Origin of the sequence: Klebsiella sp. GG_Kp175 (assembly GCF_040062325.1) — a bacterium.
In the GTDB taxonomy this organism is placed as follows: Bacteria; Pseudomonadota; Gammaproteobacteria; order Enterobacterales; family Enterobacteriaceae; genus Klebsiella; species Klebsiella quasipneumoniae.
Genome location: NZ_JBEAFX010000021.1, coordinates 14045 through 38876 on the forward strand (window position 1 = coordinate 14045; position 24832 = coordinate 38876).

The window sequence follows — 24832 nt, forward strand, 5'->3', positions numbered from 1 at the left end:
CCCTGAGGTTTATGTGCAGTTAACGAGTTTCACCGATTACGGACTACGGGCGCTGATTTATATGGCGTCGCTGCCGGAAGGACGGATGACCAGTATCTCGGAAGTAACCGAGGTCTATGGCGTCTCCCGTAATCATATGGTTAAAATAATCAATCAGTTAAGTCGCATGGGCTATGTGACTGCCGTGCGGGGGAAGAACGGGGGCATTCGCCTCGGCAAACCAGCTGGACAGATCCGCGTCGGTGACGTGGTACGCGACCTGGAACCCTTATCGCTGGTCAACTGCAGCAGCGAGTTTTGCCACATTACTCCAGCCTGTCGTCTGAAACAGGCACTAGCTGAAGCCGCGCAGAGTTTTCTCAAGGAACTGGATAACTATACGTTGGCTGATTTGGTTGAGAAGAATCAACCGCTTTATAAATTATTGCTGGTGGAGTGACGCCACTCTGCCGGAGATGACAACGGAGGAACCGATATGTCACAAGATCCATTCCAGGAACGCGAAGCTGAGAAGTACGCGAACCCAATCCCGAGCCGGGAATTTATCCTCGAACATTTAACCAAACGGGAAAAGCCCGCCAGCCGCGATGAGCTGGCCATCGAGTTAAATATCGAGGGCGAAGAGCAAACCGAAGCGCTGCGCCGCCGCCTGCGCGCGATGGAACGCGACGGTCAGCTGGTCTTCACCCGCCGTCAGTGCTATGCGCTGCCGGAGCGCCTTGATCTCCTCAAAGGAACCGTTATTGGTCACCGTGATGGCTATGGTTTCCTGCGTGTTGAAGGGCGCAAAGACGATCTGTACCTGTCGTCAGAGCAGATGAAAACCTGTATTCATGGCGACCAGGTGCTGGCCCAACCGCTGGGCGCGGACCGCAAGGGCCGCCGCGAAGCGCGCATCGTCCGCGTCCTGGTGCCGAAAACCAGCCAGATTGTTGGCCGCTACTTTACCGACGCTGGCGTCGGTTTCGTCGTCCCGGACGACAGTCGCCTCAGCTTCGATATCCTGATCCCGCCGGAAGAGATTATGGGCGCGCGGATGGGCTACGTGGTGGTGGTCGAGCTGACCCAGCGCCCGACCCGCCGCACCAAAGCCGTGGGGAAAATCGTCGAAGTGCTGGGCGACAACATGGGTACCGGCATGGCTGTCGATATGGCGCTGCGCACCCATGAAATTCCGTACGTCTGGCCGCCGGCGGTAGAAAATCAGGTTTCCGGCCTGAAAGAGCAGGTGCCGGAAGAGGCCAAAGCCGGGCGCGTCGATCTGCGCTCCCTGCCGCTGGTCACTATTGACGGTGAAGATGCCCGCGACTTCGATGACGCAGTGTACTGCGAGAAGAAACGCGGCGGCGGCTGGCGCCTGTGGGTAGCCATTGCCGACGTCAGCTACTACGTGCGTCCGGGGACGCCGCTGGACGCGGAAGCGCGCAGCCGTGGAACCTCGGTCTACTTCCCGTCGCAGGTGGTACCGATGCTGCCGGAAGTGTTGTCTAACGGTCTGTGCTCGCTGAACCCGCAGGTCGATCGCCTGTGCATGGTATGCGAGATGACGATTTCGTCAAAAGGCCGTCTGACCGGTTATAAATTCTATGAAGCGGTGATGAGTTCACATGCTCGCCTGACCTATACCAAGGTGTGGCATATGCTGCAGGGCGACCAGGAGCTGCGTGAGCACTACGCGCCGCTGGTGAAGCATATTGAAGAACTGCATAACCTCTACAAGGTGCTGGATGGCGCCCGCGAAGAGCGCGGCGGTATCTCATTTGAAAGTGAAGAAGCTAAATTCATCTTCAACGCCGAGCGCCGTATCGAGCGTATCGAACAGACCCAGCGTAACGATGCGCACAAGCTGATTGAAGAGTGCATGATCCTGGCGAACATCTCCGCTGCGCGCTTCGTTGAGAAGGCGCAGGAGCCGGCGCTGTTCCGTATTCACGATAAGCCGAGCACCGAGGCGATTACCGCGTTCCGCAGCGTGCTGGCGGAGCTGGGGCTGGAACTGCCTGGCGGCAACAAGCCGGAGCCGCGCGATTACGCCGAACTGCTGACCTCCATCGCCGATCGCCCGGATGCGGAAATGCTTCAGACGATGCTCCTGCGGTCGATGAAGCAGGCGGTCTACGATCCGGAAAACCGCGGGCACTTTGGCCTCGCGCTGCAGTCCTATGCCCACTTCACCTCGCCGATCCGTCGTTACCCGGATCTGTCGCTGCACCGCGCCATCAAATATCTGCTGGCCAAAGAGCAGGGGCATAAAGGCAACAGCACGGAGACCGGCGGCTGGCACTACAGCATGGAAGAGATGCTGCAGCTGGGCGAGCACTGCTCGATGACCGAACGCCGCGCTGATGAAGCGACGCGCGAAGTCTCCGACTGGCTGAAGTGCGACTTCATGCAGGATCAGGTAGGCAACATCTTCTCCGGGGTTATCGCCAGCGTGACCGGCTTTGGCTTCTTCGTCCGTCTCAACGATCTGTTTATCGACGGCCTGGTGCATGTTTCCTCTCTGGATAACGACTACTATCGTTTCGACCAGGTGGGGCAGCGTCTGATCGGCGAGTCCGGCGGGCAGACTTATCGCCTGGGCGACCGCGTGGAAGTCCGTGTGGAAGCGGTCAACATGGACGAGCGTAAAATCGACTTTACCCTAATCTCCAGCGAGCGCGCGCCGCGTAATGTCGGCAAAACCGCCCGTGAGAAAGCGAAAAAGAGCACCTCCGGCAAACCGGGCGGCCGTCGTCATCAGGTCGGTAAGCAGGTGAACTTCGAGCCGGACAGCGCGTTCCGCAAAGAAAAAGACCAGGCGAAAGCGAAGCCGAAAGGCGAGAAGAAAGCGAAAAAACCGTCGGCGAAAACGCAGAAAATCGCCGCCGCCACCAAAGCCAAGCGCGCGGCAAAGAAGAAGAGCGCCGAGTGATTGACCACCCTTCATCCTGAAGTCTGCTGACGCAGGACGGGGTGAAGGGCGGATAACAGAACCTAAAACGAGTACATCAATGAGTGAAATGATTTACGGCATCCATGCGGTGCAGGCACTGCTGGAGCGCGCACCTGAGCGTTTTCAGGAAGTTTATATTCTGAAAGGCCGTGAGGATAAGCGCCTGCTGCCGCTGATCCACGCTCTGGAAGCGCAGGGCGTGGTGATTCAGCTGGCCAACCGCCAGTTTCTCGATGAGAAGAGCGAAGGCGCGGTACACCAGGGGATCATTGCCCGCGTGAAGCCGGGGCGTCAGTATCAGGAGAATGATCTGCCGGATCTGCTGGCGCAGCTCGATCAGCCGTTCCTGTTGATCCTTGACGGTGTGACCGATCCGCATAACCTCGGCGCCTGCCTGCGCAGCGCCGATGCTGCCGGCGTGCACGCGGTGATTGTGCCAAAAGATCGTTCCGCGCAGCTGAATGCGACGGCGAAGAAAGTGGCCTGCGGCGCGGCGGAGAACGTCCCGCTGATCCGTGTCACCAACCTGGCGCGCACCATGCGTCTGTTGCAGGAGGAGAACGTCTGGATCGTTGGAACCGCAGGTGAAGCCGACCATACGCTGTTCCAGAGCAAAATGACCGGGCCGATGGCGCTGGTGATGGGCGCGGAAGGCGAAGGCATGCGCCGCCTGACCCGCGAGCACTGCGATGAGCTGATCAGCATTCCGATGGCGGGCAGCGTCTCCTCGCTGAACGTCTCGGTGGCCACCGGCATCTGCCTGTTTGAGGCGGTACGCCAGCGCAGCTAAGCTGACCCGCTGACGAAACTGAAAAGCCATCCTTCGTGATGGCTTTTTTGTGACCGCTCTCGCGGGCGAGTATCCCCCCGGATAACCATACTTAGGCTTATCGCCATTGATGGAGGGAGACACGATGCACTGGCAAACCCACACCGTTTTTAATCAACCGACCCCGCTGAATAACAGCAATCTGTTCCTGTCCGATACCGCCCTACGTGAAGCGGTGGTCCGCGAAGGCGCCGGCTGGGATGGCGATCTGCTCGCCAGCATTGGCCAGCAGCTGGGGACCGCAGAATCGCTGGAGCTGGGACGCCTGGCCAACAGCAACCCGCCGGAGCTGCTGCGCTATGACGCCACCGGCGCCCGACTGGACGACGTTCGCTTCCACCCCGCCTGGCACCTGCTGATGCAGGGGCTGTGCGCGAACCGGGTGCATAATCTCGCCTGGCAGGAGGATGCCCGTGAAGGCGCGTTTGTCGCGCGCGCCGCTCGCTTTCTGCTTCACGCCCAGGTAGAGGCCGGAACGCTGTGCCCGATTACCATGACTTTCGCCGCGACGCCCCTGCTGCAGCGCGCCCTGCCCGCGCCTTTTGGCGACTGGCTGTCGCCGCTGCTGAGCGACCGTTACGATCCCCACCTCGCGCCGGGCGACCAGAAGCGCGGTCTGCTGATTGGCATGGGGATGACCGAGAAGCAAGGGGGCTCCGATGTGCTGAGCAATACCACCCGCGCGGAGAAAACAGCGGAAGGGTTTTACCGGCTGGTGGGACACAAATGGTTTTTTTCGGTGCCGCAGAGCGATGCGCACCTGGTGCTGGCCCAGGCGCCTGCGGGTCTGTCGTGCTTCTTTGTGCCGCGCCTGCTGCCCGACGGGCAGCGCAACGGGGTGCGTCTGGAGCGCTTAAAAGAGAAGCTCGGCAACCGCTCCAACGCCAGTAGCGAAGTGGAGTTTTATGACGCCTGCGGCTGGCTGGTGGGTGACGAGGGCGATGGCGTGCGGCAGATCCTCAGGATGGGCGGTCTCACCCGCTTTGACTGCGCGCTGGGCAGCCATGCCCTGATGCGCCGGGCCTTCTCCGTAGCGCTGTATCATGCGCTACAGCGTCAGGCGTTCGGTAAAAATCTGGTCGATCAGCCGATGATGCGCCAGCTGCTGGGGCAAATGGCGCTCCGTCTTGAAGGACAGACCGCGTTTCTGTTTCGTCTGGCGCGAGCCTGGGACCGTCGGGATGATGCCCGGGAAAGTGCCTGGGCGCGTCTGTTTACGCCTGCGGCCAAGTTTGCCATCTGCAAGGCCGGTATCCCGTTTGTCGCTGAGGCGATGGAAGTCCTGGGAGGGATCGGCTATTGCGAGGAGAGTGAGTTGCCGCGGTTGTATCGCGAGATGCCGGTCAATAGCATCTGGGAAGGCTCCGGCAATATTATGTGCCTCGATGTGATGCGGGTGCTGAGCAAGCAGCCGGCGGCGATGGAGCTGCTGGCCGCGGAGTGTGCGGAGGTGAAAGGACAGAACCGCCATCTCGACCGCGCATGGCGTCAGCTGCAGCAATTGCTGAAACGCCCCGCCGAAGAGCAGGGCAGAGAGATTGCCCGGCTGGTCTATCGTCTGGGGGCGGGGGCGCAGATGCTGCGTTTCGCTTCGCCGCCGCTGGCCGAAGCCTGGTGCCGGATGATGCTCGACACGCGCGGCGGCATACGTCTTGACGCGCCGACCCTCGACGACCTGCTGCTGCGGGCCATGGGGCGGGGGCGCCAGGCGCCTCAGGCGTAGAGAATGGCCTGCACGCGCCAGCTGTCCGGCTGTTGTTCCTCGTACATCTGAATAATGCGATACCAGGAGGCGCCTTGCTCGTCCGCTTTGCGGGCAATGGCGTGCTCCACATCCTGTTGGCTGCCGGAAAGATTAGCGACGGAGATCAGACCGATTTCATTCAGGCCGGTAACGCAATCCGCGCTGGCGAATTCGGCTGACTGCGCGGACGTGTTGGCCGTCGCAGTGGTTAACAGCAGGCTGGATAGGGTAAAAGATCGTTTCATCGTCAGCTCCATTTCACGTAGTCCCAAGGGCAGTCCGTTGCTAACGTCCTGCCAGGTGGCTGGCCGAACGTTATTATGCACAGGAGAACGTGAATGGACGCAAAGCTGTGTAAAGCAGATTTAAAGACGCCGCCTCGTCATCGACGATAGAGGATCGCCTGCGAATACCACTGGCCGGGTACCATGGTGTCATCGATCATGATGATGACGTAGTAATCGGCTTTGGCCGCTTCTGCTTTGGCCTTCAGCGCCGCTTCGACATCCATCGGCGAACCGTACATCAGTACGCTCACCGTGGCCATTTTCTGCAGGCCAGCCGTCTGGTTGCGCTGGATCTCCTGCGGATGGTCGGTGGCGGGCGGCGGGGCTTCCGGCGTTCCCTGCAGAGCACTACACCCGCTGAGGACGATAGCCAGTAACCACGGAGACAACCTGCGCATAACCATATCTCGTTTCCTGATAGTGATAGTGTAGTGGTAGCCTTAACAGGATTTCCGGGGAATGTTCCCGAACTGTTATCTCTGACGCGATTTTCGAATGAAAATGTTGTGAAAGCGTAACCGGGTTCTCAACATTATGAATCGTAGCAAACTGGGTTGCCTGGTGAATGCATTTTCCCATGCCGCCTAACCACAATAGAGAAGGGAGACGATAAATGATTGCACTAGAAATGCGCAACCTCGGCGGTGGCGAAATTTTGCATGCCTGCCCGCAGGAGAGTCTGGACAAGCCACTGCCCTGTATCGTCTTTTATCATGGCTTTACCTCGTCGAAACTGGTTTACAGCTACTTTGCGGTGGCGCTGGCCCTGGCGGGTTTCCGGGTGATTATGCCGGACGCGCCGGAGCATGGCGCGCGCTATCACGGTGATGAGACCGGGCGGATGCAGCGCTTCTGGCCGATCTTGCAGCAGAATTTCAGCGAGTTTCCCGCGCTGCGCGAGGCGATTATCGCCGAAGGCTGGCTGGAAGGAGAGCGACTGGCGGTGGCGGGGGCGTCGATGGGGGGAATGACGGCCCTGGGTATCATGACGCACCATCCCGAGCTGAACAGCGTCGCCTGCCTGATGGGAGCAGGCTATTTTCGTTCGCTGTCGCAAACCCTGTTTCCCTCGCCTGGCTTTGATGGCGACAGCCTCAGCGAATGGGATGTCAGCCATCAGCTGGCGTCGCTCGCCCGGCGGCCGCTGTTGCTCTGGCATGGCGATGCCGACGACGTGGTGCCGCCGGAAGAGACCTTCCGTCTTGAGCAAGCGCTCAGGCAGAGCGACCTTGCCGCCAGGCTGACCTGCGTCTGGCAGAAAGGCGTCCGCCATCGCATCACCCCGGAGGCGCTGGCCACGACGGTCGCCTTTTTTCAGCAGCATCTTTAAACGCGGATCACGCTGACGCCCTGGTCCTCAAGCTGCTTGAGGATCGCGGCATCGGCCTGTTTGCCGGTGATCACCACGTCAATTTGCCCGGCCTGGCTGAATAGCATTCCGGCGCGCTCGCCGATCTTGCTGCTGTCGACCAGCACCGCCAGCTTGCCGACCACGCTGAGCATTTTCTGCTCGGCCATGGCGGTCAACATATCTGTTTTGTATAACCCCTCGGCGGTTAACCCTTTGCCGCTGGTGAACATCCAGTGCCCGGCATAGAGGCTGTTTTCACTGCCGTGGGGGCTGAGGGTGATGGCGTGGCTGCGGTTGTACTGCCCGCCCATGATAATCACGCTGTCGTGTTCCTGGTCGATCAGGTAGTTGGCCAGCGGCAGATAGTTAGTGATGATCTGCACCGGTTTGCCGCACAGTTCACGCCCCAGCAGAAAGGCGGTGGAGCCGCAGTTGATGACGATGCTCTCACCCGGCGCGATCAGTTGCGAAGCGGCGCGCGCAATACGCACTTTTTCATCCAGATTCTGCGCCTGGTGGATATTCATCGGCGTCCAGCGGGGGCGCTGCTCGCTAATGGCTTCCGCGCCATTGCGTACCTTTTTCAGTTTGCCGCTTTCATCCAGCTTGTTGATATCACGTCGGGCCGTTGCGGGTGAGATCCCGAGCCGCGACATCACCTGCTCTACGGTAACAAACCCCGTTTGGGCGAGCAGATCCAGCAGAATTTGGTGCCTTTGCGCTTCCGTCATGAGCGAATCCGATTAAAAGTGAACGGCAAAGATGATATTTGAAATCATGTGAAAATACTAACCCTGCGGCGGGGTATTTCCGGCAGGCAGTGCCTGCCGGAGGCGGCTTACAGGAAGGATTTGAACGGCAGGTCCGGCTCAATGGTAAAGCAGTCATCGAAGCCGCGCGGGTAGTGATATTCGAAATTGTCTTTATCCAGCGGCCAGGTAAATTTGCCGCCGACCTGCCAGATAAACGGCTTGAAGCCGTACTTCAGACGATCTTTTTTCATCTCCCACAGGACGCGGATCTCCTGCGGATCGGCCTGAAAGTTCGACCAGATATCATGGTGGAACGGGATCACCACCTTCGCGTTGAGCGACTCCGCCATACGCAGGATATCGGCGCTGGTCATTTTGTCGGTGATCCCGCGCGGGTTCTCGCCATACGAGCCGAGGGCGACGTCAATCTGATGCTCGTTGCCGTGTTTCGCGTAGTAGTTGGAGTAGTGGGAATCGCCGCTGTGGTACAGGTTGCCGCCCGGTGTTTTAAACAGATAGTTGACCGCGCGCTGGTCCATCCCGTCCGGCAGCACGCCGGCGGCTATTTGATCCGCCGGGAGGGTGATCAGCGCGGTACGGTCGAACGCGTCGAGCGCGTGGATCTCAATGTCCTTAATCTTCACGACATCGCCGGGCTTCATGACGATACAGCGCGCTTTCGGCACGCCCCAGCCGATCCACATATCGACGCAGGTTTTCGGGCCGATAAACGGCACATCGGCCGGGCAGTTCTGCATGACGGCGGCGGCGACGTTGACGTCAATATGATCGTTGTGATCGTGGGTCGCGAGGACCGCGTCAATCTGGCGAATGGCGAATGGATCGAGCACGAACGGGGTGGTGCGCAGATTGGGCTGGAGCTTCTTCACCCCTGCCATCCGCTGCATCTGATGGCCGGTTTTCATCAGTGGATTGCCGTGGCTCTGCTTGCCGGTGCCGCACCAGAAATCGACGCAGACGTTGGCGCCGCCTTCGGATTTCAACCAGATGCCGGTACAGCCCAGCCACCACATGGCGAAGGTGCCGGGCGCAACCTGCTCCTGCTCAATCTCTTCATTCAGCCAGCTACCCCATTCCGGAAAGGTGTTCAGGATCCATGATTCACGGGTGATGGTCTGTACTTTACTCATCGCGGTCTTCCTCGTGCATTTTCAAAAGTAATCATTATTTGATTGGTTTTGATTTATATTGTCACTGTGCTTCCAGGATTGCAATCATGTTTTCCACCCCTTTTGCGATCTGATACGCATAATCTCCCGTCTTTTTCACAGCTTACGTGCCTTGGTTTTTGTTTTATCTATATGATTTAAAATGTTTATTTATGTTTCATTATAAATGAATGGAAATAACCTGAGTGAAGGAAAGGATTATTGCGGTGTGCGTCACATTTAATCAAATTTAATCTTGTTGTGATTACTTTTGATTATTAGAGTGAGCAGCGAGAAATGCTGAGCGTAAGGCGCGTTCAGCGCCTTCACCATCGGGAGTGTGTTATGGCAATCCTCTACAACATCTTTACCGTTTTCTTTAATCAGGTGATGACTAATGCCCCGCTGCTGCTGGGTATCGTGACCTGCCTGGGCTATATCCTGCTGCGTAAAAGCGTCAGCGTGATTATCAAAGGCACCATCAAAACCATTATCGGTTTCATGCTGTTACAAGCCGGCTCCGGTATCCTCACCAGCACCTTTAAACCGGTGGTGGCGAAAATGTCAGAGGTGTACGGCATTAACGGCGCCATCTCTGACACCTATGCCTCGATGATGGCGACCATCGACCGGATGGGCGAGGCGTATAGCTGGGTGGGCTACGCGGTGCTGCTGGCGCTGGCGCTGAATATCTGTTACGTCCTGCTGCGCCGGATTACCGGCATCCGCACCATCATGCTGACGGGCCATATCATGTTTCAGCAGGCGGGGCTGATTGCGGTCTCGTTCTTTATTTTCGGCTACTCCATGTGGACCACCATCATCTGCACCGCGGTGTTGGTGTCACTCTACTGGGGCATTACCTCCAATATGATGTACAAGCCTACTCAGCTGGTCACCGACGGCTGCGGTTTTTCTATCGGGCACCAGCAGCAGTTCGCCTCGTGGATTGCCTACAAAGTGGCGCCCTGGCTGGGGAAAAAAGAGGAGAGCGTCGAAGACCTCAAGCTGCCTGGCTGGCTGAACATCTTCCACGACAACATTGTTTCCACCGCGATTGTGATGACTATCTTCTTCGGTGCGATCCTGCTCTCTTTCGGCATTGACGTGGTGCAGGCGATGGCGGGTAAAACCCACTGGACGGTCTATATCCTGCAGACCGGTTTCTCCTTCGCGGTGGCGATTTTCATCATCACTCAGGGCGTGCGGATGTTCGTCGCCGAGCTGTCCGAAGCCTTCAACGGTATCTCGCTGCGTCTGATCCCCGGGGCGGTGCTGGCGATCGACTGCGCCGCTATCTATAGCTTCGCGCCGAATGCGGTGGTCTGGGGCTTTATGTGGGGCACCATCGGTCAGCTGATTGCCGTCGGCATTCTGGTCGGCGTCGGCTCCCCGATTCTGATTATTCCTGGTTTTATCCCTATGTTCTTCTCCAACGCGACGATTGGCGTTTTTGCCAACCACTTTGGCGGCTGGCGCGCGGCGCTCAAAATCTGCCTGGTGATGGGCATGATTGAAATATTCGGTTGCGTATGGGCGGTGAAACTCACCGGCATGAGCGCCTGGATGGGGATGGCGGACTGGTCGATTCTGGCGCCGCCGATGATGCAGGGCTTCGCCTCCGTCGGGCTGGCGTTTATGGCCGTCATCATCCTGATTGCACTGGCTTATATGTTCTTCGCCGGCCGCGCGCTGCGCGCCGAGGAGGACGCGGAAAAAAAACTGGCAGAGGCCTCTGCCCAATAAGGAGTTCTGATTATGACCGTACGTATTCTGGCTGTGTGTGGTAACGGGCAAGGCAGTTCCATGATCATGAAAATGAAGGTGGACCAGTTTCTGACGCAATCCAACATCGACCACACGGTAAACAGCTGCGCGGTAGGTGAATACAAAAGCGAGCTGAACGGCGCGGATATCATCATCGCTTCAACCCATATCGCGGGGGAGATTACCGTCTCCGGTAATAAACATGTGGTGGGCGTGCGTAACATGCTTTCGCCAGCGGATTTCGGTCCCAAGCTGCTGGAGGTGATTAAAGCTCACTTCCCGCAGGACGTGAAATAAGGAGCGGCCATGAAACTTCATGAATCGCTGGCGCAGAACCACTCCATCCGCCTGCAGGCGGAAGCGGAAACCTGGCAGGAGGCGGTAAAAATCGGCGTCGATCTGCTGGTGGCCGCCGACGTCGTGGAACCGCGCTACTACCAGGCAATCCTCGACGGCGTCGCGCAGCACGGCCCCTATTTTGTGATCGCTCCGGGATTAGCCATGCCGCACGGGCGGCCGGAAGAGGGCGTCAAAAAAACCGGCTTTGCGCTGGTCACGCTAAAGAAACCGCTAATTTTCAACCACGAAGATAACGACCCGGTCGACATCCTGATCACCATGGCGGCGGTTGACGCCACCACCCACCAGGAAGTGGGCATCATGCAGATCGTTAACCTGTTTGATGATGAAGCCAATTTCGACCGTTTACGCGCCTGTCGCAGCGAGCAGGAAGTGCTGGATTTAATTAAAAACGCCACCGCAGCGGCTGTTTAAAAGGAACACTATCATGTCATTACCTATGTTACAGGTCGCACTGGACAACCAAACGCTGGCCAGCGCCTACGAGACCACCCGCCTGATCGCCGAAGAGGTGGATATCATTGAAGTCGGCACCATCCTTTGCGTCGGCGAAGGGGTGCGTGCGGTGCGCGATCTGAAAGCGCTGTACCCGCATAAAATTGTGCTGGCGGACGCCAAAATCGCCGACGCCGGCAAGATTTTGTCGCGAATGTGCTTTGAAGCCAACGCCGACTGGGTCACGGTGATCTGCTGCGCCGATATCAATACCGCCAAAGGGGCGCTGGATGTCGCCAAAGAGTTCAACGGCGACGTTCAGATCGAGCTAACCGGCTTCTGGACCTGGGAGCAGGCGCAGGCATGGCGCGAGGCGGGCATCCAGCAGGTGGTTTATCACCGCAGCCGCGACGCGCAGGCGGCGGGCGTGGCGTGGAGCGAGGCGGATATCAGCGCAATTAAGCGTCTGTCCGATATGGGCTTCAAAGTGACCGTCACCGGCGGCCTGGCGCTGGAGGACCTGCCGCTGTTCGCTGGCATCCCCATCCACGTCTTTATTGCCGGGCGCAGCATCCGCGATGCCGCTTCGCCGGTGGAAGCGGCGCGCCAGTTTAAACGCTCTATCGCCCAGCTGTGGGGTTAAGGAGCGGCTATGTTGGCGAAACAAATTCCGCTCGGCATCTATGAAAAAGCGCTCCCCGCCGGGGAGTGCTGGCTGGAGCGGCTAAAGCTGGCGAAAGCGCTGGGCTTTGATTTTGTGGAAATGTCCCTCGATGAAACGGACGCTCGCCTTGCGCGGCTGGACTGGAGCCCGGAGCAGCGTCTGGCGCTGGTCAAGGCGGTGGCCGAAACCGGCGTCCGGGTGCCATCGATGTGCCTGAGCGCCCATCGCCGTTTTCCACTGGGCAGCGAAGATGACGCGGTGCGTCTTCAGGGGCTGGAAATCATGCGCAAAGCCATCCAGCTGGCGCAGGATGTCGGGATCCGGGTGATCCAGCTGGCAGGTTACGACGTCTATTACCAGCAGGCGAACGATGAGACGCGGCGCCGCTTTCGCGATGGCCTGAAAGAGAGCGTCGAGATGGCCAGCCGGGCCCAGGTAACCCTGGCGATGGAGATTATGGACTACCCGTTGATGAACTCGATCAGCAAAGCGCTGGGCTACGCCCATTACCTGAATAATCCGTGGTTCCAGCTTTATCCCGATATCGGCAATCTGTCGGCGTGGGATAACGACGTCCAGATGGAGCTGCAGGCCGGCATGGGGCACATCGTGGCGGTGCACGTCAAAGATACCCGGCCCGGCGTCTTTAAAAACGTGCCGTTCGGCGAAGGGGTCGTCGATTTTGAACGCTGCTTCGCAACCCTCAAACAGACCGGCTACTGCGGCCCGTATCTGATTGAGATGTGGAGTGAAAGCAGCGCGGATCCGCTAGCGGAAGTGGCGAAGGCGCGCGACTGGGTGAAAGCGCGGATGGCCCGCGCCGGGCTGATGGAGGCGGCGTAATGCAACAACTGAAACAGCAGGTGTTCGAGGCCAATATGGATCTGCCGCGCTACGGCCTGGTGACCTTCACCTGGGGCAATGTCAGCGCGATTGACCGGCAGCGCGGGCTGGTGGCGATCAAACCCAGCGGCGTGGTCTACGACGCCATGACCGTCGATGACATGACGGTGGTCGATCTGCAGGGCAACGTGGTGGAAGGACGCTGGCGTCCCTCCTCTGATACCGCTACCCATCTGGCGCTCTATCGCCGTTATCCCGGCCTTGGCGGGGTGGTGCATACCCACTCGACGCACGCTACCGCCTGGGCGCAGGCGGGGCTGGCGATCCCGGCGCTCGGCACCACTCATGCGGACTATTTCTTCGGCGATATCCCTTGCACCCGGGCGCTTAGCGCGCAGGAGGTGGATGAGGGCTACGAGCTGAACACCGGGAAGGTGATTATCGAAACGCTGGGCGAGGCAAACCCGTTGCATACGCCGGGGATCGTCGTCTATCAGCACGGGCCGTTCTCCTGGGGGAAAGACGCCCACGAGGCGGTGCACAATGCGGTGGTGATGGAAGAGGTGGCGCGCATGGCGTGGATTGCCCGCGGCATTAATCCGCGGCTGCAGCCGATTGACAGCTGGCTGATGGAAAAACATTTTCTGCGTAAACACGGGCCGAACGCCTACTACGGGCAGAAGTAAACGACGCGCTCCGGGGCTTTCACCGTCACGGTGAAACAACTGGTCTGACCCCGGAGCCGTTTTTTAGCCCTGACGATAAACTGACGGCATAGCGCGCATGCCGATGAGCGTGACCACGCAAATTATCGCGCCAGCGTAAAACGTCGAAGCGGCGCCGAAGGTTTCCCACAGCACTCCGGCGCAGGTACTGGCCAGCAACAGCGCCAGGCCGCTCATCAGGTTGAACATACCGAACGCCGTGCCGCGTAGCTCCTGCGGCGCCGTATGGGCGACCATCGCCGCCAACAGCCCTTGGGTCATCCCCATGTGAATTCCCCATAGCGCGACCCCGACCAGCAGCGTGCTCCAGTGGCCGCTGAGGGCCAGCACGATATCGGCGAGGATCAGCACCAGCAGACCCCACTGCAGCAGTTTGCTGTGGCTCATGCTGTCAGAGAGCTTGCCGAACGGGTAGGCCGTAACGCTGTAGACGAGGTTCATCGCCACCATCACCAGCGGAATAGTAAACAGCGGGATCTCCATCTGCTGGGCGCGCAGCACCAGAAAGGCTTCGCTGAAGCGGGCAAGGGTGAAGATGCTACCGATGGCGACCACCCACCAGTAGGCGGCGGAGAGCTTTTGCAGATTTTCGCGCTTCAGCGGATTACTGCGTTTATGACCGATGGCGGATTTTGGCTCCTGCAGACCAAAACCCAGCAGGAGAATGGAGAGCACGGCGGGAATAACCGCCACCCAGAATATGGCGTGAAAATCGTTGGCCCAGAGAAACATCAGCAGCACAGCCAGCAGCGGGCCGAGAAAGGCGCCAATGGTATCCAGCGCCTGACGCAGCCCGTAGGCAGCGCCGCGGATCTCCGGTGGGGTGACGTCGGCGACCAGCGCGTCTCGCGGCGCGCCGCGAATGCCTTTGCCTACGCGGTCTATCATGCGGGCGCTAAACACCATGCCGGCGGTCGGGGCGATGGCAAACAGCGGCTTGCTGAGCGCGCCCAGGCCGTAGCCCAGCAGCGCCAGCCCTTTGCGCTTGCCGACGTAGTCGCTGATCGCGCCGGAGAAGACTTTCAGGATCAGGGCGGTGGCTTCCGCCAGCCCCTCGATAAGACCGATAATGATCACGCTGGCGCCGAGGGTGGTGGCCATAAACAGCGGTAAGAGACTGTGGATCATCTCGGACGACACATCCATCAGCAGGCTGACGCCGCCGAGCACCCAAACGCCTTTGGGAATACGGCCTAAGGTGGCGAAACGCGGAACCATCCATTACTCCTGATTATCAAAAAACAGACTGATGATTAAATCAGGTTGCAATGACGCTGATAAGTCGGTTTATAAAATAATTCTCAATTGCGTTTAGGTGAGGGTTTCGCTTCGCCCCTCGCGAGGAGAGGCGAAGAATGGGCCCGGCGTTAGCGGTATATCACCGCGCTGGCGCGAAGCGGGCCGTTGGTTTCTGGTTCATGCATCAGGATGGGCTGGAAGTATTTCGCCCCCTGCGCATCGCTCAGCTGGCTAAGGGCCTGTTCAGCCTCGTGCTCAGTGGCCATATTATGATTGATATAGATAACGCCGAGGCTCTGCACGTCGTCCATGTTGCGGGCCTGTCGTTCGGTGATTTGGATAGCTGCCAGCGCGTTGGCGCTGAAGAAAAGCGCAGCCATCATGGCGATGATTTTCAGTTTCATATACTACGCTCCTGACTGACAGTCCTGACGCTGACTCGGGGGCTCTCCTGTGGTCGTTGGGCTTTGATATAAGTGTAATCGCTGCGCGTTCGTCGAATGGCGACCTTTTCTGATGCAGTTGTTCAAAAAAATGCCGCTTCCTTTGCTGGTTAATTTTAAATCACCCACTTAGCGCAACTTGACGCATAGTGCGAATTATTTGTGCAAATGCGCTTGTGTTCCTGGGGGGCCGCCATTAGAATGACGCGTCAATTTTTCAGCCGCCCTTTAACACGTTCCTTGCCTCCATGGGCCGCGGCTGACCCAGACAGGAGGCTGAATAATCCGTAAGGAGCAATTCGATGCGTCATTACGAAATCGTTTTTATGGTCCATCCTGACCAGAGCGAACAGGTTCCGGGCATGATCGAACGTTACACTGGTGCAATCACTGCAGCAGCAGGTACGATCCACCGTCTGGAAGACTGGGGCCGCCGTCAGCTGGCTTATCCGATCAACAAACTGCACAAAGCTCACTACGTTCTGATGAACGTTGAAGCGCCGCAGGAAGCGATCGATGAGCTGGAAACTAACTTCCGCTTCAACGACGCCGTTATCCGCAGCATGGTAATGCGTACTAAGCACGCTGTTACCGAAGCATCTCCGATGGTTAAAGCGAAAGACGAGCGCCGTGAGCGTCGCGAAGATTTCGCCAACGAAACCGCAGATGATTCTGAAGCTGGGGATTCTGAAGAGTAATCCTGATGACCAACCGTCTGGAGCTGTCCGGCATTATTTGCAGGACTCCACTTCGTAAGGTCAGCCCGTCAGGAATTCCTCACTGCCAGTTCGTGCTTGAGCATCGTTCAGTGCAGGAGGAAGCCGGTTTTCACCGGCAGGCATGGTGTCAGATGCCCGTTATTATTAGCGGTCACGAGAACCAGGCCATTACTCACAGTATAACGGTCGGTAGCGCAGTAACCGTTCGAGGGTTCATCTCTTGCCATAAGGCAAAGAACGGCTTGAGCAAAATGGTTCTGCATGCCGAGCAGATTGAATTGATAGATTCTGGAGACTAGCCATATGGCACGTTATTTCCGTCGTCGCAAGTTCTGCCGTTTCACCGCGGAAGGCGTTCAAGAGATCGACTATAAAGATATCGCTACGCTGAAAAACTACATCACCGAAAGCGGTAAGATTGTCCCGAGCCGTATCACCGGTACCCGTGCAAAATATCAGCGTCAGCTGGCACGCGCTATCAAACGCGCTCGCTACCTGTCCCTGCTGCCGTACACTGATCGTCATCAGTAATCGGTCACGGTCCATTAATACGACTTTGAGAGGATAAGGTAATGCAAGTTATTCTGCTTGATAAAGTAGCAAACCTGGGTAGCCTGGGTGATCAGGTTAACGTTAAAGCGGGCTATGCTCGTAACTTCCTGGTCCCGCAGGGTAAAGCTGTTCCTGCTACCAAGAAAAACGTTGAATTCTTCGAAGCGCGTCGCGCTGAACTGGAAGCCAAACTGGCTGACGTTCTGGCAGCTGCTGAAGCTCGTGCTGCGCAGATCAACGCCCTGGAATCCGTAACCATCGCGTCTAAAGCTGGCGACGAAGGTAAACTGTTCGGTTCCATCGGTACTCGCGACATCGCCGACGCTGTCACTGCAGCAGGCGTTAAAGTTGCTAAGAGCGAAGTTCGCCTGCCGAACGGCGTTCTGCGTAACGTTGGCGAGCACGAAGTGGACTTCCAGGTTCACAGCGAAGTATTCGCTAAAGTTATCATCAACGTGGTTGCTGAGTAATCGGCATCTGACGTTCTGGTAACAACAAACCGCCGGCCTTGTGCCGGCGTTTTGCTTTCCAGAGCCCTTCATTTTGCGGCGGCGTAACGCTCGCTGTCGTCTTCTCTGCTAGCGCGCACGCACAAAACTGCCATTCGACTGGCGGGTAAACAGCACCTGCTGACCATTGCCGGTATCAATAGTGAGCCCGGTGACCACGCCGTTGGCGTTCTGCCGAATCTGCACCGTCTGTCCGCTCTGCAACGTGCTTAATGGTTTACCAGCGCCTTCAACCTGCGCCATGGCGTAGACGTCGGTGGCCGGCAGCCCATGATCGCGGAACAGCTGGGCCAGGGTTTTGCCTGACTCGATGCGATAGGTTCGCCACTGTTGCTCAATGCCCGGCGCGGACTGCTGCGATGAGGATTGATAGGGCTGGGAGGCGGCGGGCTGCTGCGTTTGCGCCTGGTCCGGTTGCTCATCCTGAATCGGCTCCGGGGCGACCGGTGCCATCTGGTCGGCATCGCTCACGGTAGGCGTATTGGTGATCGGCGGCAGGGGAACAGCCTGATTGCCGCCAGCTTGCGGCTGGGACTGCGACTGCAGATTCAGGTTTGCTTCACGGCTGGCGGACGCCGGGTTTTGGCTATCGTCTGAGGGAAGCAGAATGCCGATGATAACCAACAGGAAGCCAGCGATAATTCCCCGGCGGTGCATCGGGGGCAGTGGGTCCAGGAGGCGAAAATGATCCGGGGCGTGCCAGATTTTCGCCAGGGTAGATGTCAGTTCAAAGCGCCCGGGCATGGCTTTCCTCCTGCTCCGCATATTTTTATCCTGCATATGAGTATAGATGGCTAACGTCCTGATGACCGGAACAAAGTGAAGTTAACCTGATGCCGCCTATTGTTTCTTTTTCGCTGAGATTTGTCATCATCCGCCGACAAAGTTTTACCCATTTCGCTATGGCTGTTATGCTTCCGGACGCTTTTCTCTTGATGTTTATCACCCAAAAAAGGAACAAAGATGGCAACCCCAACTTTTGACACTATCGAAGCGCAGGCAAGTTACGGTATCGGCTTGCAGGTTGGACAACAGCTGAGCGAATCCGGCCTGCAGGGGCTGCTGCCGGAAGCGTTGGTGGCGGGTATCGCCGATGCGCTGGAAGGTAACCAGCCGCAGGTGCCGGTAGAAGCCGTCCACCGTGCGCTGCGTGAAATCCACGAGCGCGCCGACGCCGTGCGTCGCGAGCGTTTCCAGGCGATGGCCGCTGACGGCCAGAAGTACCTTGATGAAAACCGCGAGAAAGAGGGTGTGAACAGCACCGAGTCCGGCCTGCAGTTCCGCGTGCTGACCCAGGGCGAAGGCCCGATCCCGGCCCGTACCGACCGCGTACGCGTGCATTACACCGGTAAACTGATCGACGGCACCGTCTTCGACAGCTCCGTCGCCCGCGGCGAACCGGCAGAGTTCCCGGTGACCGGCGTAATCGGCGGCTGGATTGAAGCGCTGACCCTGATGCCGGTAGGTTCCAAATGGGAACTGACCATCCCGCACAACCTGGCCTACGGCGAGCGCGGCGCTGGCGCGTCGATCCCTCCGTTCAGCACCCTGATCTTCGAAGTTGAACTGCTGGATATTATCTAAACAGCAGAGGCTTCCTCTTCCCCAGCGGCGGGGGAAGCCACAAGAATAGCGTAAAATCCTTAAGTTAAAAATTAATTGGAATTATGTTTTGCATTCATCGCATATGGGTGTATTTTTGTGAGCTATTTCGCGTTAGATGAGTGATATAACACTCACTTTAAACATAAAATTAACATTATATCTAAATCATAGTATTCATCCCTCCGATTCTTACCTAATATCGACTAGCCCTTGCTGGGGTTAATGACAGACGACAGGCCATCAGAGCCTGAACAACACAGACAGGTACAACAGGAAGAAATCACATGGTAGATCAGGTTAAAGTCGCTGCTATCGAGCAGGAGCCGACTGAACAATCGCTACGGCGAAATCTCACAAACCGACATATTCAGCTGATTGCAATTGGCGGGGCGATCGGCACTGGATTATTTATGGGTTCTGGCAAAACCATCAGCCTTGCCGGGCCATCCATTATTTTTGTTTATATGATTATCGGTTTTATGCTGTTTTTCGTTATGCGAGCCATGGGCGAATTACTGCTGTCGAACCTCGAATATAAATCCTTCAGCGACTTCGCGGCCGATCTGCTGGGCCCCTGGGCGGGCTACTTTACCGGCTGGACCTATTGGTTCTGCTGGGTGGTGACGGGGATGGCGGACGTGGTGGCGATCACCGCCTACGCGCAGTTCTGGTTTCCCGGACTCTCCGACTGGGTCGCGTCGCTGGCGGTGATCCTGCTGCTGCTGGGCCTGAACCTTGCCACCGTCAAAATGTTTGGCGAAATGGAGTTCTGGTTCGCGATGATCAAAATCGTCGCCATCGTGGCGCTGATCGTGGTCGGCCTGGTGATGGTCATGATGCATTTTAAATCGCCGACCGGCGTCGAAGCCTCTTTCGCGCATCTGTGGAATGACGGCGGCTGGTTCCCTAAAGGGCTGAGCGGCTTCTTCGCCGGCTTCCAGATTGCGGTATTCGCCTTCGTGGGGATTGAGCTGGTCGGTACCACTGCGGCTGAGACCAAAGACCCGGAAAAATCCCTGCCGCGGGCGATTAACTCCATCCCGCTGCGTATCATTATGTTCTACGTCTTCGCATTGATTGTGATTATGTCGGTGACGCCGTGGAGCTCCGTGGTGCCGAGCAAGAGCCCGTTCGTTGAGCTGTTCGTGCTGGTCGGTCTGCCGGCGGCGGCGAGCCTGATTAACTTCGTGGTGCTGACTTCCGCAGCCTCCTCAGCCAACAGCGGCGTCTTCTCCACCAGCCGTATGCTGTTCGGTCTGGCGCAGGATGGTCAGGCGCCGAAGATGTTCGCCAAGCTGTCGAAGCGTGCGGTGCCGGCGAAGGGCTTAACCTTCTCCTGCATGTGCCTGCTGGGCGGTGTGGTGATGCTGATGGTCAACCCGAGCGTGATCGCCGCGTTCACCATGATCACCACGGTGTCGGCGATCCTGTTCATGTTCGTCTGGACGATTATCCTTTGCTCTTACCTGGTCTATCGTAAAAAGCGTCCGCAGCTGCACGAGAAGTCCAAGTATAAGATGCCGCTGGGCAAATTAATGTGCTGGGTGTGCATGGCCTTCTTCGTCTTCGTACTGGTGCTGTTGACCCTCGAAGATGATACCCGTGAAGCGCTGATGGTCACCCCGCTGTGGTTTGTTCTGCTGGGTGCGGGCTGGCTGTTTGCCGGCAAAAAACGTCTGGCGAAATAAACGAAAATTTTAACGTTGCTTGCAACGGATCGTCATAAAAAAGGCCACTCAAAGTGGCCAAATAAGACGGACAATGTCGAGGGCGCCTGCGGGCGCCTTTTTCTTTACTGACCGGCGAGCGCACGCGGGAACAGCACGTTATTTTCCAGACTGATATGCTCCATCAGATCGTCGATCATCTCGTTGATACCGTTATACATTGCCTTCCAGGTGGTGCAGGCTTCCGGCGGCGGCGTCACGTTATGGGTGATATGTTTGATTACCTCGAGCAGTTCGCCCGCTTCATCATGCTCGCTTTCCATTACGCCGATCGGGCCCCCGGCCTGGGCGCCCATCCCCTGTTTGATCATCGGAAACAGGATCTGCTCCTCTTTCATCATGTGGCTGGAGAGCTCCTGCTGCAGCATGGTCAGGTACTTCGTCAGCCCTTTCGGCACATTCGGTTTATCGGCGTGGACCCGTTCAACCTTGGTGGCTTGCAGGATCAGCTCCGGCAGCTGTTCGCGGTGCCGGTCATGATAGCGAACGATGATATGGTCGATGATCTCCGCCAGAGGCGCCGCGCGCCAGTCGCGGGTGATAGGCTCCCCGGCCAGTTTCTCCAGCTCGGCCTCAATCACCGCGACATCCAGCGCTTTGCGCGATGCGGCGCGCGCCAGCGTCTGTTTGCCGCCGCAGCAGTAATCCATATCGTATTGACGGAACAGGGCGGAGGCGCGCGGGATGGTCAGCGCCAGCTCGCCTAAAGGTTGGTCACGGAAAGCCATAGCAGTTACCTCGTCATCAGGAATATAAGATGTATTTTAAATACATCTTTTTGGCGAGGGAATACCCCTTAATAGGGCCCGGCTACTTTTTTTCGTTCGTCAGCGGTTGCAACGTTGGTTTTTCCGGCCTGGCGCGGACGGCGGAGACCACGCCGAGCACCAGCAGCAGGATACCGCTCAGGGTCAGCAGCGGCGGTAAACTTTGCCGCAACAGAAAGGTATACAGAAGCCCGGCCAGGGTTTCGAAAACGATAAGGGGCCCGAGGATCACCGTCGGTAATCGTTGACTGGCAATATTCCAGCACAGCGCGCCGACCCATGAGCAGAGCACCGCGATGGCCAGCATCAGCGTAATAAACACCGCCGGGCGCGGGCCGAAGGGCAGGGGGAAGCCGGCCTGCTGACCGTGCAGCCAGGCGCAGGCGGCGAGATAGCCGGCCAGCGAAACCGGAAGCGTCACCAGCGCCTGAGCGGTAGCCCACATCATCGGCGGTTGATGCGGGTTCTCCCGAAGCCAGCGGGCGTTGCGCAGGGCATACCAGGCCCAGCAGATCACCGACCCCAGCGCCAGCGCAATGCCGGAGCCGTAGCGCCACGGGCTAAAATCAGGCAGCCCCTGGCGCAGTTCCGCGACGTTAACGCAGATCAGGCCGACGGCGATGCAGACCAGCGCCGGAAACAAGCGCCGCCATGGCAGCTTTCCGTCGCGCTGGCTGTAAAGCAGATTGGCGAAGACCGGCAATACCACCGGCAGCGTGCCGATAATCATGGTGGAGACCGGCGCCCCGGTACGCTGAATGGCGCTGGCCAGGCAGACGTAATAGATAAGATTTCCCATCATCGTCAGACCCAGCGCGGTCCACCAGTCGTTCCGGCTCAGCTGGCGCAAACGCGCGCGCCCGAGCCATGCCAGCGGCAGGGCGATCAGACCAAGGGCCAGATAGCGTCCCATCGACTGCAGCATCGCCGGATACTCTGGCACCAGCAAAGGCCCGACGAAAATTAAACCCCACATCAGCCCCGCCAGCAGGGCGTACAACACACCACTAATCATCATTGCATCCATTGTCATCACGGTTGTCTGCAGTGTAGAAGGAGGCCGGGCGGGAATATTGTATGAGATTGCGCATCAGCGCCTGGCGACCTGCTTCTGATAGCGTACCGGCGTAATGCCGTAACGCTGGGTGAAGGTGCGGGTCAGGTGAGACTGGTCGGTGAGGCCGACGGCTATCGCCACTTCGGCGGCGGGCATGCCGTGGGTGAGAAATGCTTTGGCGCGCCACAGGCGGATGGCCATCAGCATCTGATGGGGCGTTACGTGGTAGTGGGCTTTAAACTGGCGCTGAAAGTGGTACGGGCTCAGCGCCGCCACCTGCGCCAGCTCGTCGAGGGTGATGGGGCGCATATAGTTATCATGCAGGTAGTCGCGCACGCGGTCGAAGCGATGCCCGGCCTCACCCTGCGCCGAGGCATGGTGGGCCAGAGGGCGGAAGGCGTCGATGAGGTCGAGCAGCATTCCCTGCTGGGCCAGCGCATCTTCGCTGTGCCACAGACCGTAAATCAGCTGGCCAATCCGCCGGGACCGCAGGGGATCCTCGCGAACCACCTCGCTGAACCACCAGTCGCGCACCCCGGTGATGGCTTCCAGACGGTCGGGCTCCAGATAAATCATCCGGTAGCGCCAGCCGTCGGCGGTTTCCGCTTCGCCGGTGTGCAGCTCGTCGGGATTCATGGTGACAATGGCATTGGCGGCGGCGATGTGCTGACTGCCGCGGTAGCGAAAGCGCTCGGCGCCCTGCTCAATCACGCCAATGCCGAAAGCTTCGTGGGTATGGGGTTCAAAGGCGTAGCGGGAGATATGGGCGTGGTAAAGCTCTACCCCGGGCAGCTGTTCGAGATGGCGAAAGCGCGCGCGATCTTTTTCATCACTAAATTGGGGTGGTACGCCCTGCATGCCTGCCTCCCGACGATTAATCTCTTCAATATGAGAGAGGAACCGCCGGGACGCAACCGCAAAAGCTGAGAGGGGCGGTTACAGAATGCCTTTCACGCTTTCGGCAAGGGAGGTGGTCGGACGGCCGATCAACGTACTCAGGGTGCGGCTGTCGTCAAACAGCCCGCCTTTCGAGGCGCCGACGTCGGAGTCTGCCAGCATATCGGCCAGACCCGCCGGCAGGCCGACGCTTTTCAGCGCGGCGGCGAAGTCGGCTTCGCTGAGATTTTGGTAGACCACGTTTTTACCGCTTTGCTTGCTCAGCTCAGCAGCCAGGTCGCTCAGCGTCCAGGCGTTATCACCCGCCAGTTCATAAACTTTCCCTGCATGGCCTTCACCGGCGATAACGCGGGCGGCCGCGGCGGCATAATCTGCGCGGGTAGCGGAGGCAATTTTACCTTCGCCGGCGGCGCCGATAAACACGCCGTGCTCCAGCGCCGGCGGCGCGCTGGCCAGATAGTTTTCAGTATACCAGCCGTTACGCAGCAGGGCGTAAGCGATACCCGAGTCGGCCAGCATCTGCTCAGTTGCAATATGCTCTGCGGCCAGGCCCAGCGGCGAAGTGTCGGCGTGCAGCAGGCTGGTGTAGGCGATGAACTTCACCCCAGCGGCTTTGGCGGCGTTGATGACGTTGCGGTGCTGTACGGCGCGCTGGCCGACTTCGCTGGAGGAGATTAACAGCAGTTTATCCACGCCCTGCAGCGCGGCGGTCAGCGCCGCTTCGTCGCTATAGTCGGCCTGGCGGACGACAACGCCCTGCTGGCTGAGAGTCTGGGCTTTGGCCGGGTTGCGGACAATCGCCACAATCTGGCCGGCAGGGACGGTTTTAAGCAGGTCTTGCAGAACGTAGTGGCCAAGCTGGCCGGTGGCACCGGTAAGAGCGATCATTAGTCTTCTCCTTCGTGTTTAGTGGCAGTTGTGGTAAGCTAACACCTTAACTAACTTTTAGTAAGTACGTACAAAAAGGTAAGTGTGAAAATGGCCGAACCGACGCTGAGCGAGAAACTGCGCAATGGCAATTTGTTTGCGGAACAGTGCCCGTCGCGCGATGTGCTTAAACATGTCACCAGCCGCTGGGGCGTGTTGATTCTGGTGGCGCTGCGCGAAGGAACCCATCGCTTCAGCGATCTGCGGCGCAAAATGGGCGGGGTCAGCGAAAAGATGCTGGCGCAGTCGCTGCAGGCCCTGGAGCAGGATGGTTTTATCGACCGCGTCTCTTATCCGGTGGTGCCGCCGCACGTTGAATATAGCCTGACGCCGCTCGGCCTGCAGGTGAGCGAGAAGGTGGCGGCCCTGGCGGACTGGATCGAGGTTAATCTGCCGGCGGTGCTGGCTAGCCACGAGGAGTGAAAATGTATCACTCCCTGTAGCCCCGGTAAGCGCAGCGCCACCGGGGAGATATTCCCGGATAGCGGCTGGCGCCTTATCCGGGCTACCCGTCAGCTCCGGTTTGTAG

The 24832-nt window shown here is 58.3% G+C and carries 29 protein-coding genes; 18 read left to right on the forward strand and 11 right to left on the reverse strand.

The window, feature by feature from the left end; genetic code table 11:
* Nucleotides 1–13: 13 nt before the first annotated feature.
* From nsrR to ABLU73_RS21985, 4 genes are all read left to right on the forward strand, one after another.
* Nucleotides 14–439 carry a nitric oxide-sensing transcriptional repressor NsrR gene (gene nsrR / locus ABLU73_RS21970; protein WP_002885667.1) on the forward strand — a complete coding sequence of 142 codons (426 nt, stop codon included), beginning with the start codon at nucleotides 14–16 and terminating at the stop codon, nucleotides 437–439.
* Between the two features lie 36 nt (nucleotides 440–475).
* Nucleotides 476–2914, forward strand: coding sequence for a ribonuclease R (gene rnr / locus ABLU73_RS21975; RefSeq protein WP_264924161.1), 2439 nt, complete (start codon nucleotides 476–478; stop codon nucleotides 2912–2914).
* 79 nt (nucleotides 2915–2993) lie between these two features.
* Entirely contained in the window at nucleotides 2994–3725 is a 732-nt protein-coding gene (gene rlmB / locus ABLU73_RS21980) for a 23S rRNA (guanosine(2251)-2'-O)-methyltransferase RlmB (RefSeq protein ID WP_002885669.1), read from the forward strand.
* A 124-nt stretch (nucleotides 3726–3849) separates the two neighbouring features.
* Complete coding sequence (locus ABLU73_RS21985) at nucleotides 3850–5487, forward strand: isovaleryl-CoA dehydrogenase (protein WP_023319565.1); 1638 nt, start codon at nucleotides 3850–3852, stop codon at nucleotides 5485–5487.
* Here the strand turns inward: ABLU73_RS21985 and yjfN are convergent.
* Both yjfN and bsmA read right to left on the reverse strand, forming a co-directional pair.
* Nucleotides 5478–5753, reverse strand: coding sequence for a DUF1471 family protease activator YjfN (yjfN, locus tag ABLU73_RS21990; RefSeq protein ID WP_004206450.1), 276 nt, complete (start codon nucleotides 5751–5753; stop codon nucleotides 5478–5480). The two genes, ABLU73_RS21985 and yjfN, sit on opposite strands and share 10 nt — an antisense overlap.
* A gap of 137 nt (nucleotides 5754–5890) precedes the next feature.
* Entirely contained in the window at nucleotides 5891–6199 is a 309-nt protein-coding gene (gene bsmA, locus ABLU73_RS21995) for a biofilm peroxide resistance protein BsmA (protein WP_004206451.1), read from the reverse strand.
* A gap of 209 nt (nucleotides 6200–6408) precedes the next feature.
* On the opposite strand from bsmA, the gene yjfP reads away from it, so the two are divergent.
* Nucleotides 6409–7125 carry an esterase gene (gene yjfP, locus ABLU73_RS22000; protein ID WP_264924164.1) on the forward strand — a complete coding sequence of 239 codons (717 nt, stop codon included), beginning with the start codon at nucleotides 6409–6411 and terminating at the stop codon, nucleotides 7123–7125.
* Here yjfP and ulaR read toward each other — a convergent pair.
* Nucleotides 7122–7877: an HTH-type transcriptional regulator UlaR gene (ulaR, locus tag ABLU73_RS22005; protein WP_004206453.1), complete on the reverse strand. Its 756-nt coding sequence runs from the start codon at nucleotides 7875–7877 to the stop codon at nucleotides 7122–7124. The genes yjfP and ulaR overlap by 4 nt on opposite strands.
* A gap of 107 nt (nucleotides 7878–7984) precedes the next feature.
* Complete coding sequence (ulaG, locus tag ABLU73_RS22010; protein ID WP_049003758.1) at nucleotides 7985–9049, reverse strand: L-ascorbate 6-phosphate lactonase; 1065 nt, start codon at nucleotides 9047–9049, stop codon at nucleotides 7985–7987.
* A gap of 363 nt (nucleotides 9050–9412) precedes the next feature.
* On the opposite strand from ulaG, the gene ulaA reads away from it, so the two are divergent.
* Genes ulaA through ABLU73_RS22040 form a run of 6 tightly spaced genes read left to right on the forward strand, consistent with a single transcriptional unit; the run spans nucleotide 9413 to nucleotide 13822 of the window.
* Nucleotides 9413–10813, forward strand: a complete 1401-nt coding sequence (ulaA, locus tag ABLU73_RS22015) for a PTS ascorbate transporter subunit IIC (protein WP_017900593.1) — start codon at nucleotides 9413–9415, stop codon at nucleotides 10811–10813.
* A gap of 12 nt (nucleotides 10814–10825) precedes the next feature.
* Nucleotides 10826–11131: a PTS ascorbate transporter subunit IIB gene (gene ulaB / locus ABLU73_RS22020; protein WP_002885682.1), complete on the forward strand. Its 306-nt coding sequence runs from the start codon at nucleotides 10826–10828 to the stop codon at nucleotides 11129–11131.
* 9 nt (nucleotides 11132–11140) lie between these two features.
* On the forward strand, nucleotides 11141–11608 hold the full coding sequence (gene ulaC / locus ABLU73_RS22025) for a PTS ascorbate transporter subunit IIA (protein ID WP_002885683.1): 468 nt from the start codon (nucleotides 11141–11143) through the stop codon (nucleotides 11606–11608).
* A gap of 13 nt (nucleotides 11609–11621) precedes the next feature.
* A complete protein-coding gene (gene ulaD / locus ABLU73_RS22030) occupies nucleotides 11622–12272 on the forward strand; it encodes a 3-keto-L-gulonate-6-phosphate decarboxylase UlaD (protein ID WP_008807179.1) in 651 nt (216 codons plus the stop codon).
* 9 nt (nucleotides 12273–12281) lie between these two features.
* A complete protein-coding gene (locus ABLU73_RS22035; protein ID WP_017900591.1) occupies nucleotides 12282–13136 on the forward strand; it encodes an L-ribulose-5-phosphate 3-epimerase in 855 nt (284 codons plus the stop codon).
* Nucleotides 13136–13822: an L-ribulose-5-phosphate 4-epimerase gene (locus ABLU73_RS22040; protein WP_200927641.1), complete on the forward strand. Its 687-nt coding sequence runs from the start codon at nucleotides 13136–13138 to the stop codon at nucleotides 13820–13822. Before ABLU73_RS22035 ends, ABLU73_RS22040 begins: the two co-directional genes overlap by 1 nt.
* 63 nt (nucleotides 13823–13885) lie before the next feature.
* Here the strand turns inward: ABLU73_RS22040 and ABLU73_RS22045 are convergent, their stop codons facing one another.
* Together ABLU73_RS22045 and ABLU73_RS22050 are read right to left on the reverse strand one after the other, a co-directional pair.
* Nucleotides 13886–15079 carry an MFS transporter gene (locus ABLU73_RS22045; RefSeq protein WP_064187975.1) on the reverse strand — a complete coding sequence of 398 codons (1194 nt, stop codon included), beginning with the start codon at nucleotides 15077–15079 and terminating at the stop codon, nucleotides 13886–13888.
* 149 nt (nucleotides 15080–15228) lie between these two features.
* On the reverse strand, nucleotides 15229–15504 hold the full coding sequence (locus tag ABLU73_RS22050) for a DUF1471 domain-containing protein (RefSeq protein ID WP_004206463.1): 276 nt from the start codon (nucleotides 15502–15504) through the stop codon (nucleotides 15229–15231).
* 341 nt (nucleotides 15505–15845) lie between these two features.
* Between ABLU73_RS22050 and rpsF the strand changes: the two genes are divergently transcribed.
* The 4 genes from rpsF to rplI are packed head-to-tail and all read left to right on the forward strand — an operon-like array spanning nucleotide 15846 to nucleotide 17284.
* Nucleotides 15846–16241: a 30S ribosomal protein S6 gene (gene rpsF / locus ABLU73_RS22055; protein WP_002885691.1), complete on the forward strand. Its 396-nt coding sequence runs from the start codon at nucleotides 15846–15848 to the stop codon at nucleotides 16239–16241.
* Between the two features lie 5 nt (nucleotides 16242–16246).
* Nucleotides 16247–16561, forward strand: coding sequence for a primosomal replication protein N (gene priB, locus ABLU73_RS22060; RefSeq protein ID WP_002885722.1), 315 nt, complete (start codon nucleotides 16247–16249; stop codon nucleotides 16559–16561).
* A 4-nt stretch (nucleotides 16562–16565) separates the two neighbouring features.
* Complete coding sequence (rpsR, locus tag ABLU73_RS22065) at nucleotides 16566–16793, forward strand: 30S ribosomal protein S18 (protein ID WP_000135199.1); 228 nt, start codon at nucleotides 16566–16568, stop codon at nucleotides 16791–16793.
* A 41-nt stretch (nucleotides 16794–16834) separates the two neighbouring features.
* Nucleotides 16835–17284 carry a 50S ribosomal protein L9 gene (rplI, locus tag ABLU73_RS22070; RefSeq protein WP_004206464.1) on the forward strand — a complete coding sequence of 150 codons (450 nt, stop codon included), beginning with the start codon at nucleotides 16835–16837 and terminating at the stop codon, nucleotides 17282–17284.
* Nucleotides 17285–17392: 108 nt separating this feature from the next.
* Here rplI and ABLU73_RS22075 read toward each other — a convergent pair whose 3' ends face one another.
* Complete coding sequence (locus ABLU73_RS22075) at nucleotides 17393–18067, reverse strand: LysM-like peptidoglycan-binding domain-containing protein (RefSeq protein ID WP_004206465.1); 675 nt, start codon at nucleotides 18065–18067, stop codon at nucleotides 17393–17395.
* A gap of 219 nt (nucleotides 18068–18286) precedes the next feature.
* Between ABLU73_RS22075 and fklB the strand changes: the two genes are divergently transcribed.
* Nucleotides 18287–18907, forward strand: a complete 621-nt coding sequence (gene fklB / locus ABLU73_RS22080; RefSeq protein WP_002886687.1) for an FKBP-type peptidyl-prolyl cis-trans isomerase — start codon at nucleotides 18287–18289, stop codon at nucleotides 18905–18907.
* 305 nt (nucleotides 18908–19212) lie between these two features.
* Nucleotides 19213–20616 carry a D-serine/D-alanine/glycine transporter gene (cycA, locus tag ABLU73_RS22085; RefSeq protein WP_004206470.1) on the forward strand — a complete coding sequence of 468 codons (1404 nt, stop codon included), beginning with the start codon at nucleotides 19213–19215 and terminating at the stop codon, nucleotides 20614–20616.
* A gap of 104 nt (nucleotides 20617–20720) precedes the next feature.
* Here cycA and ytfE read toward each other — a convergent pair whose 3' ends face one another.
* From ytfE to ABLU73_RS22105, 4 genes are all read right to left on the reverse strand, one after another.
* Complete coding sequence (ytfE, locus tag ABLU73_RS22090; RefSeq protein WP_004206471.1) at nucleotides 20721–21383, reverse strand: iron-sulfur cluster repair protein YtfE; 663 nt, start codon at nucleotides 21381–21383, stop codon at nucleotides 20721–20723.
* Between the two features lie 82 nt (nucleotides 21384–21465).
* On the reverse strand, nucleotides 21466–22437 hold the full coding sequence (locus tag ABLU73_RS22095; protein ID WP_263078615.1) for a DMT family transporter: 972 nt from the start codon (nucleotides 22435–22437) through the stop codon (nucleotides 21466–21468).
* A 75-nt stretch (nucleotides 22438–22512) separates the two neighbouring features.
* A complete protein-coding gene (locus ABLU73_RS22100; RefSeq protein ID WP_048294052.1) occupies nucleotides 22513–23337 on the reverse strand; it encodes an AraC family transcriptional regulator in 825 nt (274 codons plus the stop codon).
* Between the two features lie 78 nt (nucleotides 23338–23415).
* Complete coding sequence (locus ABLU73_RS22105) at nucleotides 23416–24264, reverse strand: SDR family oxidoreductase (protein ID WP_048294053.1); 849 nt, start codon at nucleotides 24262–24264, stop codon at nucleotides 23416–23418.
* A gap of 90 nt (nucleotides 24265–24354) precedes the next feature.
* On the opposite strand from ABLU73_RS22105, the gene ABLU73_RS22110 reads away from it, so the two are divergent.
* Nucleotides 24355–24726 (forward strand): helix-turn-helix domain-containing protein, encoded by a 372-nt coding sequence (locus tag ABLU73_RS22110; protein ID WP_004206475.1) that lies wholly within the window; start codon nucleotides 24355–24357, stop codon nucleotides 24724–24726.
* Nucleotides 24727–24832 lie beyond the last annotated feature (106 nt).

Excerpts from the sequence above, each read along its gene's own strand:
- ulaG (WP_049003758.1), bottom strand. The coding sequence starts at position 9,049 with ATGAGTAAAGTACAGACCATCACCCGTGAATCATGGATCCTGAACACC.
- yjfN (WP_004206450.1), bottom strand. The coding sequence starts at position 5,753 with ATGAAACGATCTTTTACCCTATCCAGCCTGCTGTTAACCACTGCGACG.
- ABLU73_RS22045 (WP_064187975.1), bottom strand. The coding sequence starts at position 15,079 with ATGGTTCCGCGTTTCGCCACCTTAGGCCGTATTCCCAAAGGCGTTTGG.
- rlmB (WP_002885669.1), top strand. The coding sequence starts at position 2,994 with ATGAGTGAAATGATTTACGGCATCCATGCGGTGCAGGCACTGCTGGAG.
- ulaD (WP_008807179.1), top strand. The coding sequence starts at position 11,622 with ATGTCATTACCTATGTTACAGGTCGCACTGGACAACCAAACGCTGGCC.
- ABLU73_RS22075 (WP_004206465.1), bottom strand. The coding sequence starts at position 18,067 with ATGCCCGGGCGCTTTGAACTGACATCTACCCTGGCGAAAATCTGGCAC.
- yjfP (WP_264924164.1), top strand. The coding sequence starts at position 6,409 with ATGATTGCACTAGAAATGCGCAACCTCGGCGGTGGCGAAATTTTGCAT.
- cycA (WP_004206470.1), top strand. The coding sequence starts at position 19,213 with ATGGTAGATCAGGTTAAAGTCGCTGCTATCGAGCAGGAGCCGACTGAA.
- ABLU73_RS22095 (WP_263078615.1), bottom strand. The coding sequence starts at position 22,437 with ATGATTAGTGGTGTGTTGTACGCCCTGCTGGCGGGGCTGATGTGGGGT.
- ulaC (WP_002885683.1), top strand. The coding sequence starts at position 11,141 with ATGAAACTTCATGAATCGCTGGCGCAGAACCACTCCATCCGCCTGCAG.
- ABLU73_RS22050 (WP_004206463.1), bottom strand. The coding sequence starts at position 15,504 with ATGAAACTGAAAATCATCGCCATGATGGCTGCGCTTTTCTTCAGCGCC.
- ABLU73_RS22035 (WP_017900591.1), top strand. The coding sequence starts at position 12,282 with ATGTTGGCGAAACAAATTCCGCTCGGCATCTATGAAAAAGCGCTCCCC.
- ABLU73_RS22100 (WP_048294052.1), bottom strand. The coding sequence starts at position 23,337 with ATGCAGGGCGTACCACCCCAATTTAGTGATGAAAAAGATCGCGCGCGC.
- ABLU73_RS22110 (WP_004206475.1), top strand. The coding sequence starts at position 24,355 with ATGGCCGAACCGACGCTGAGCGAGAAACTGCGCAATGGCAATTTGTTT.
- ulaB (WP_002885682.1), top strand. The coding sequence starts at position 10,826 with ATGACCGTACGTATTCTGGCTGTGTGTGGTAACGGGCAAGGCAGTTCC.
- ytfE (WP_004206471.1), bottom strand. The coding sequence starts at position 21,383 with ATGGCTTTCCGTGACCAACCTTTAGGCGAGCTGGCGCTGACCATCCCG.
- ABLU73_RS22040 (WP_200927641.1), top strand. The coding sequence starts at position 13,136 with ATGCAACAACTGAAACAGCAGGTGTTCGAGGCCAATATGGATCTGCCG.
- bsmA (WP_004206451.1), bottom strand. The coding sequence starts at position 6,199 with ATGGTTATGCGCAGGTTGTCTCCGTGGTTACTGGCTATCGTCCTCAGC.
- priB (WP_002885722.1), top strand. The coding sequence starts at position 16,247 with ATGACCAACCGTCTGGAGCTGTCCGGCATTATTTGCAGGACTCCACTT.
- ulaA (WP_017900593.1), top strand. The coding sequence starts at position 9,413 with ATGGCAATCCTCTACAACATCTTTACCGTTTTCTTTAATCAGGTGATG.
- fklB (WP_002886687.1), top strand. The coding sequence starts at position 18,287 with ATGGCAACCCCAACTTTTGACACTATCGAAGCGCAGGCAAGTTACGGT.
- rplI (WP_004206464.1), top strand. The coding sequence starts at position 16,835 with ATGCAAGTTATTCTGCTTGATAAAGTAGCAAACCTGGGTAGCCTGGGT.
- rpsR (WP_000135199.1), top strand. The coding sequence starts at position 16,566 with ATGGCACGTTATTTCCGTCGTCGCAAGTTCTGCCGTTTCACCGCGGAA.
- rpsF (WP_002885691.1), top strand. The coding sequence starts at position 15,846 with ATGCGTCATTACGAAATCGTTTTTATGGTCCATCCTGACCAGAGCGAA.
- ABLU73_RS21985 (WP_023319565.1), top strand. The coding sequence starts at position 3,850 with ATGCACTGGCAAACCCACACCGTTTTTAATCAACCGACCCCGCTGAAT.
- rnr (WP_264924161.1), top strand. The coding sequence starts at position 476 with ATGTCACAAGATCCATTCCAGGAACGCGAAGCTGAGAAGTACGCGAAC.
- ulaR (WP_004206453.1), bottom strand. The coding sequence starts at position 7,877 with ATGACGGAAGCGCAAAGGCACCAAATTCTGCTGGATCTGCTCGCCCAA.
- ABLU73_RS22105 (WP_048294053.1), bottom strand. The coding sequence starts at position 24,264 with ATGATCGCTCTTACCGGTGCCACCGGCCAGCTTGGCCACTACGTTCTG.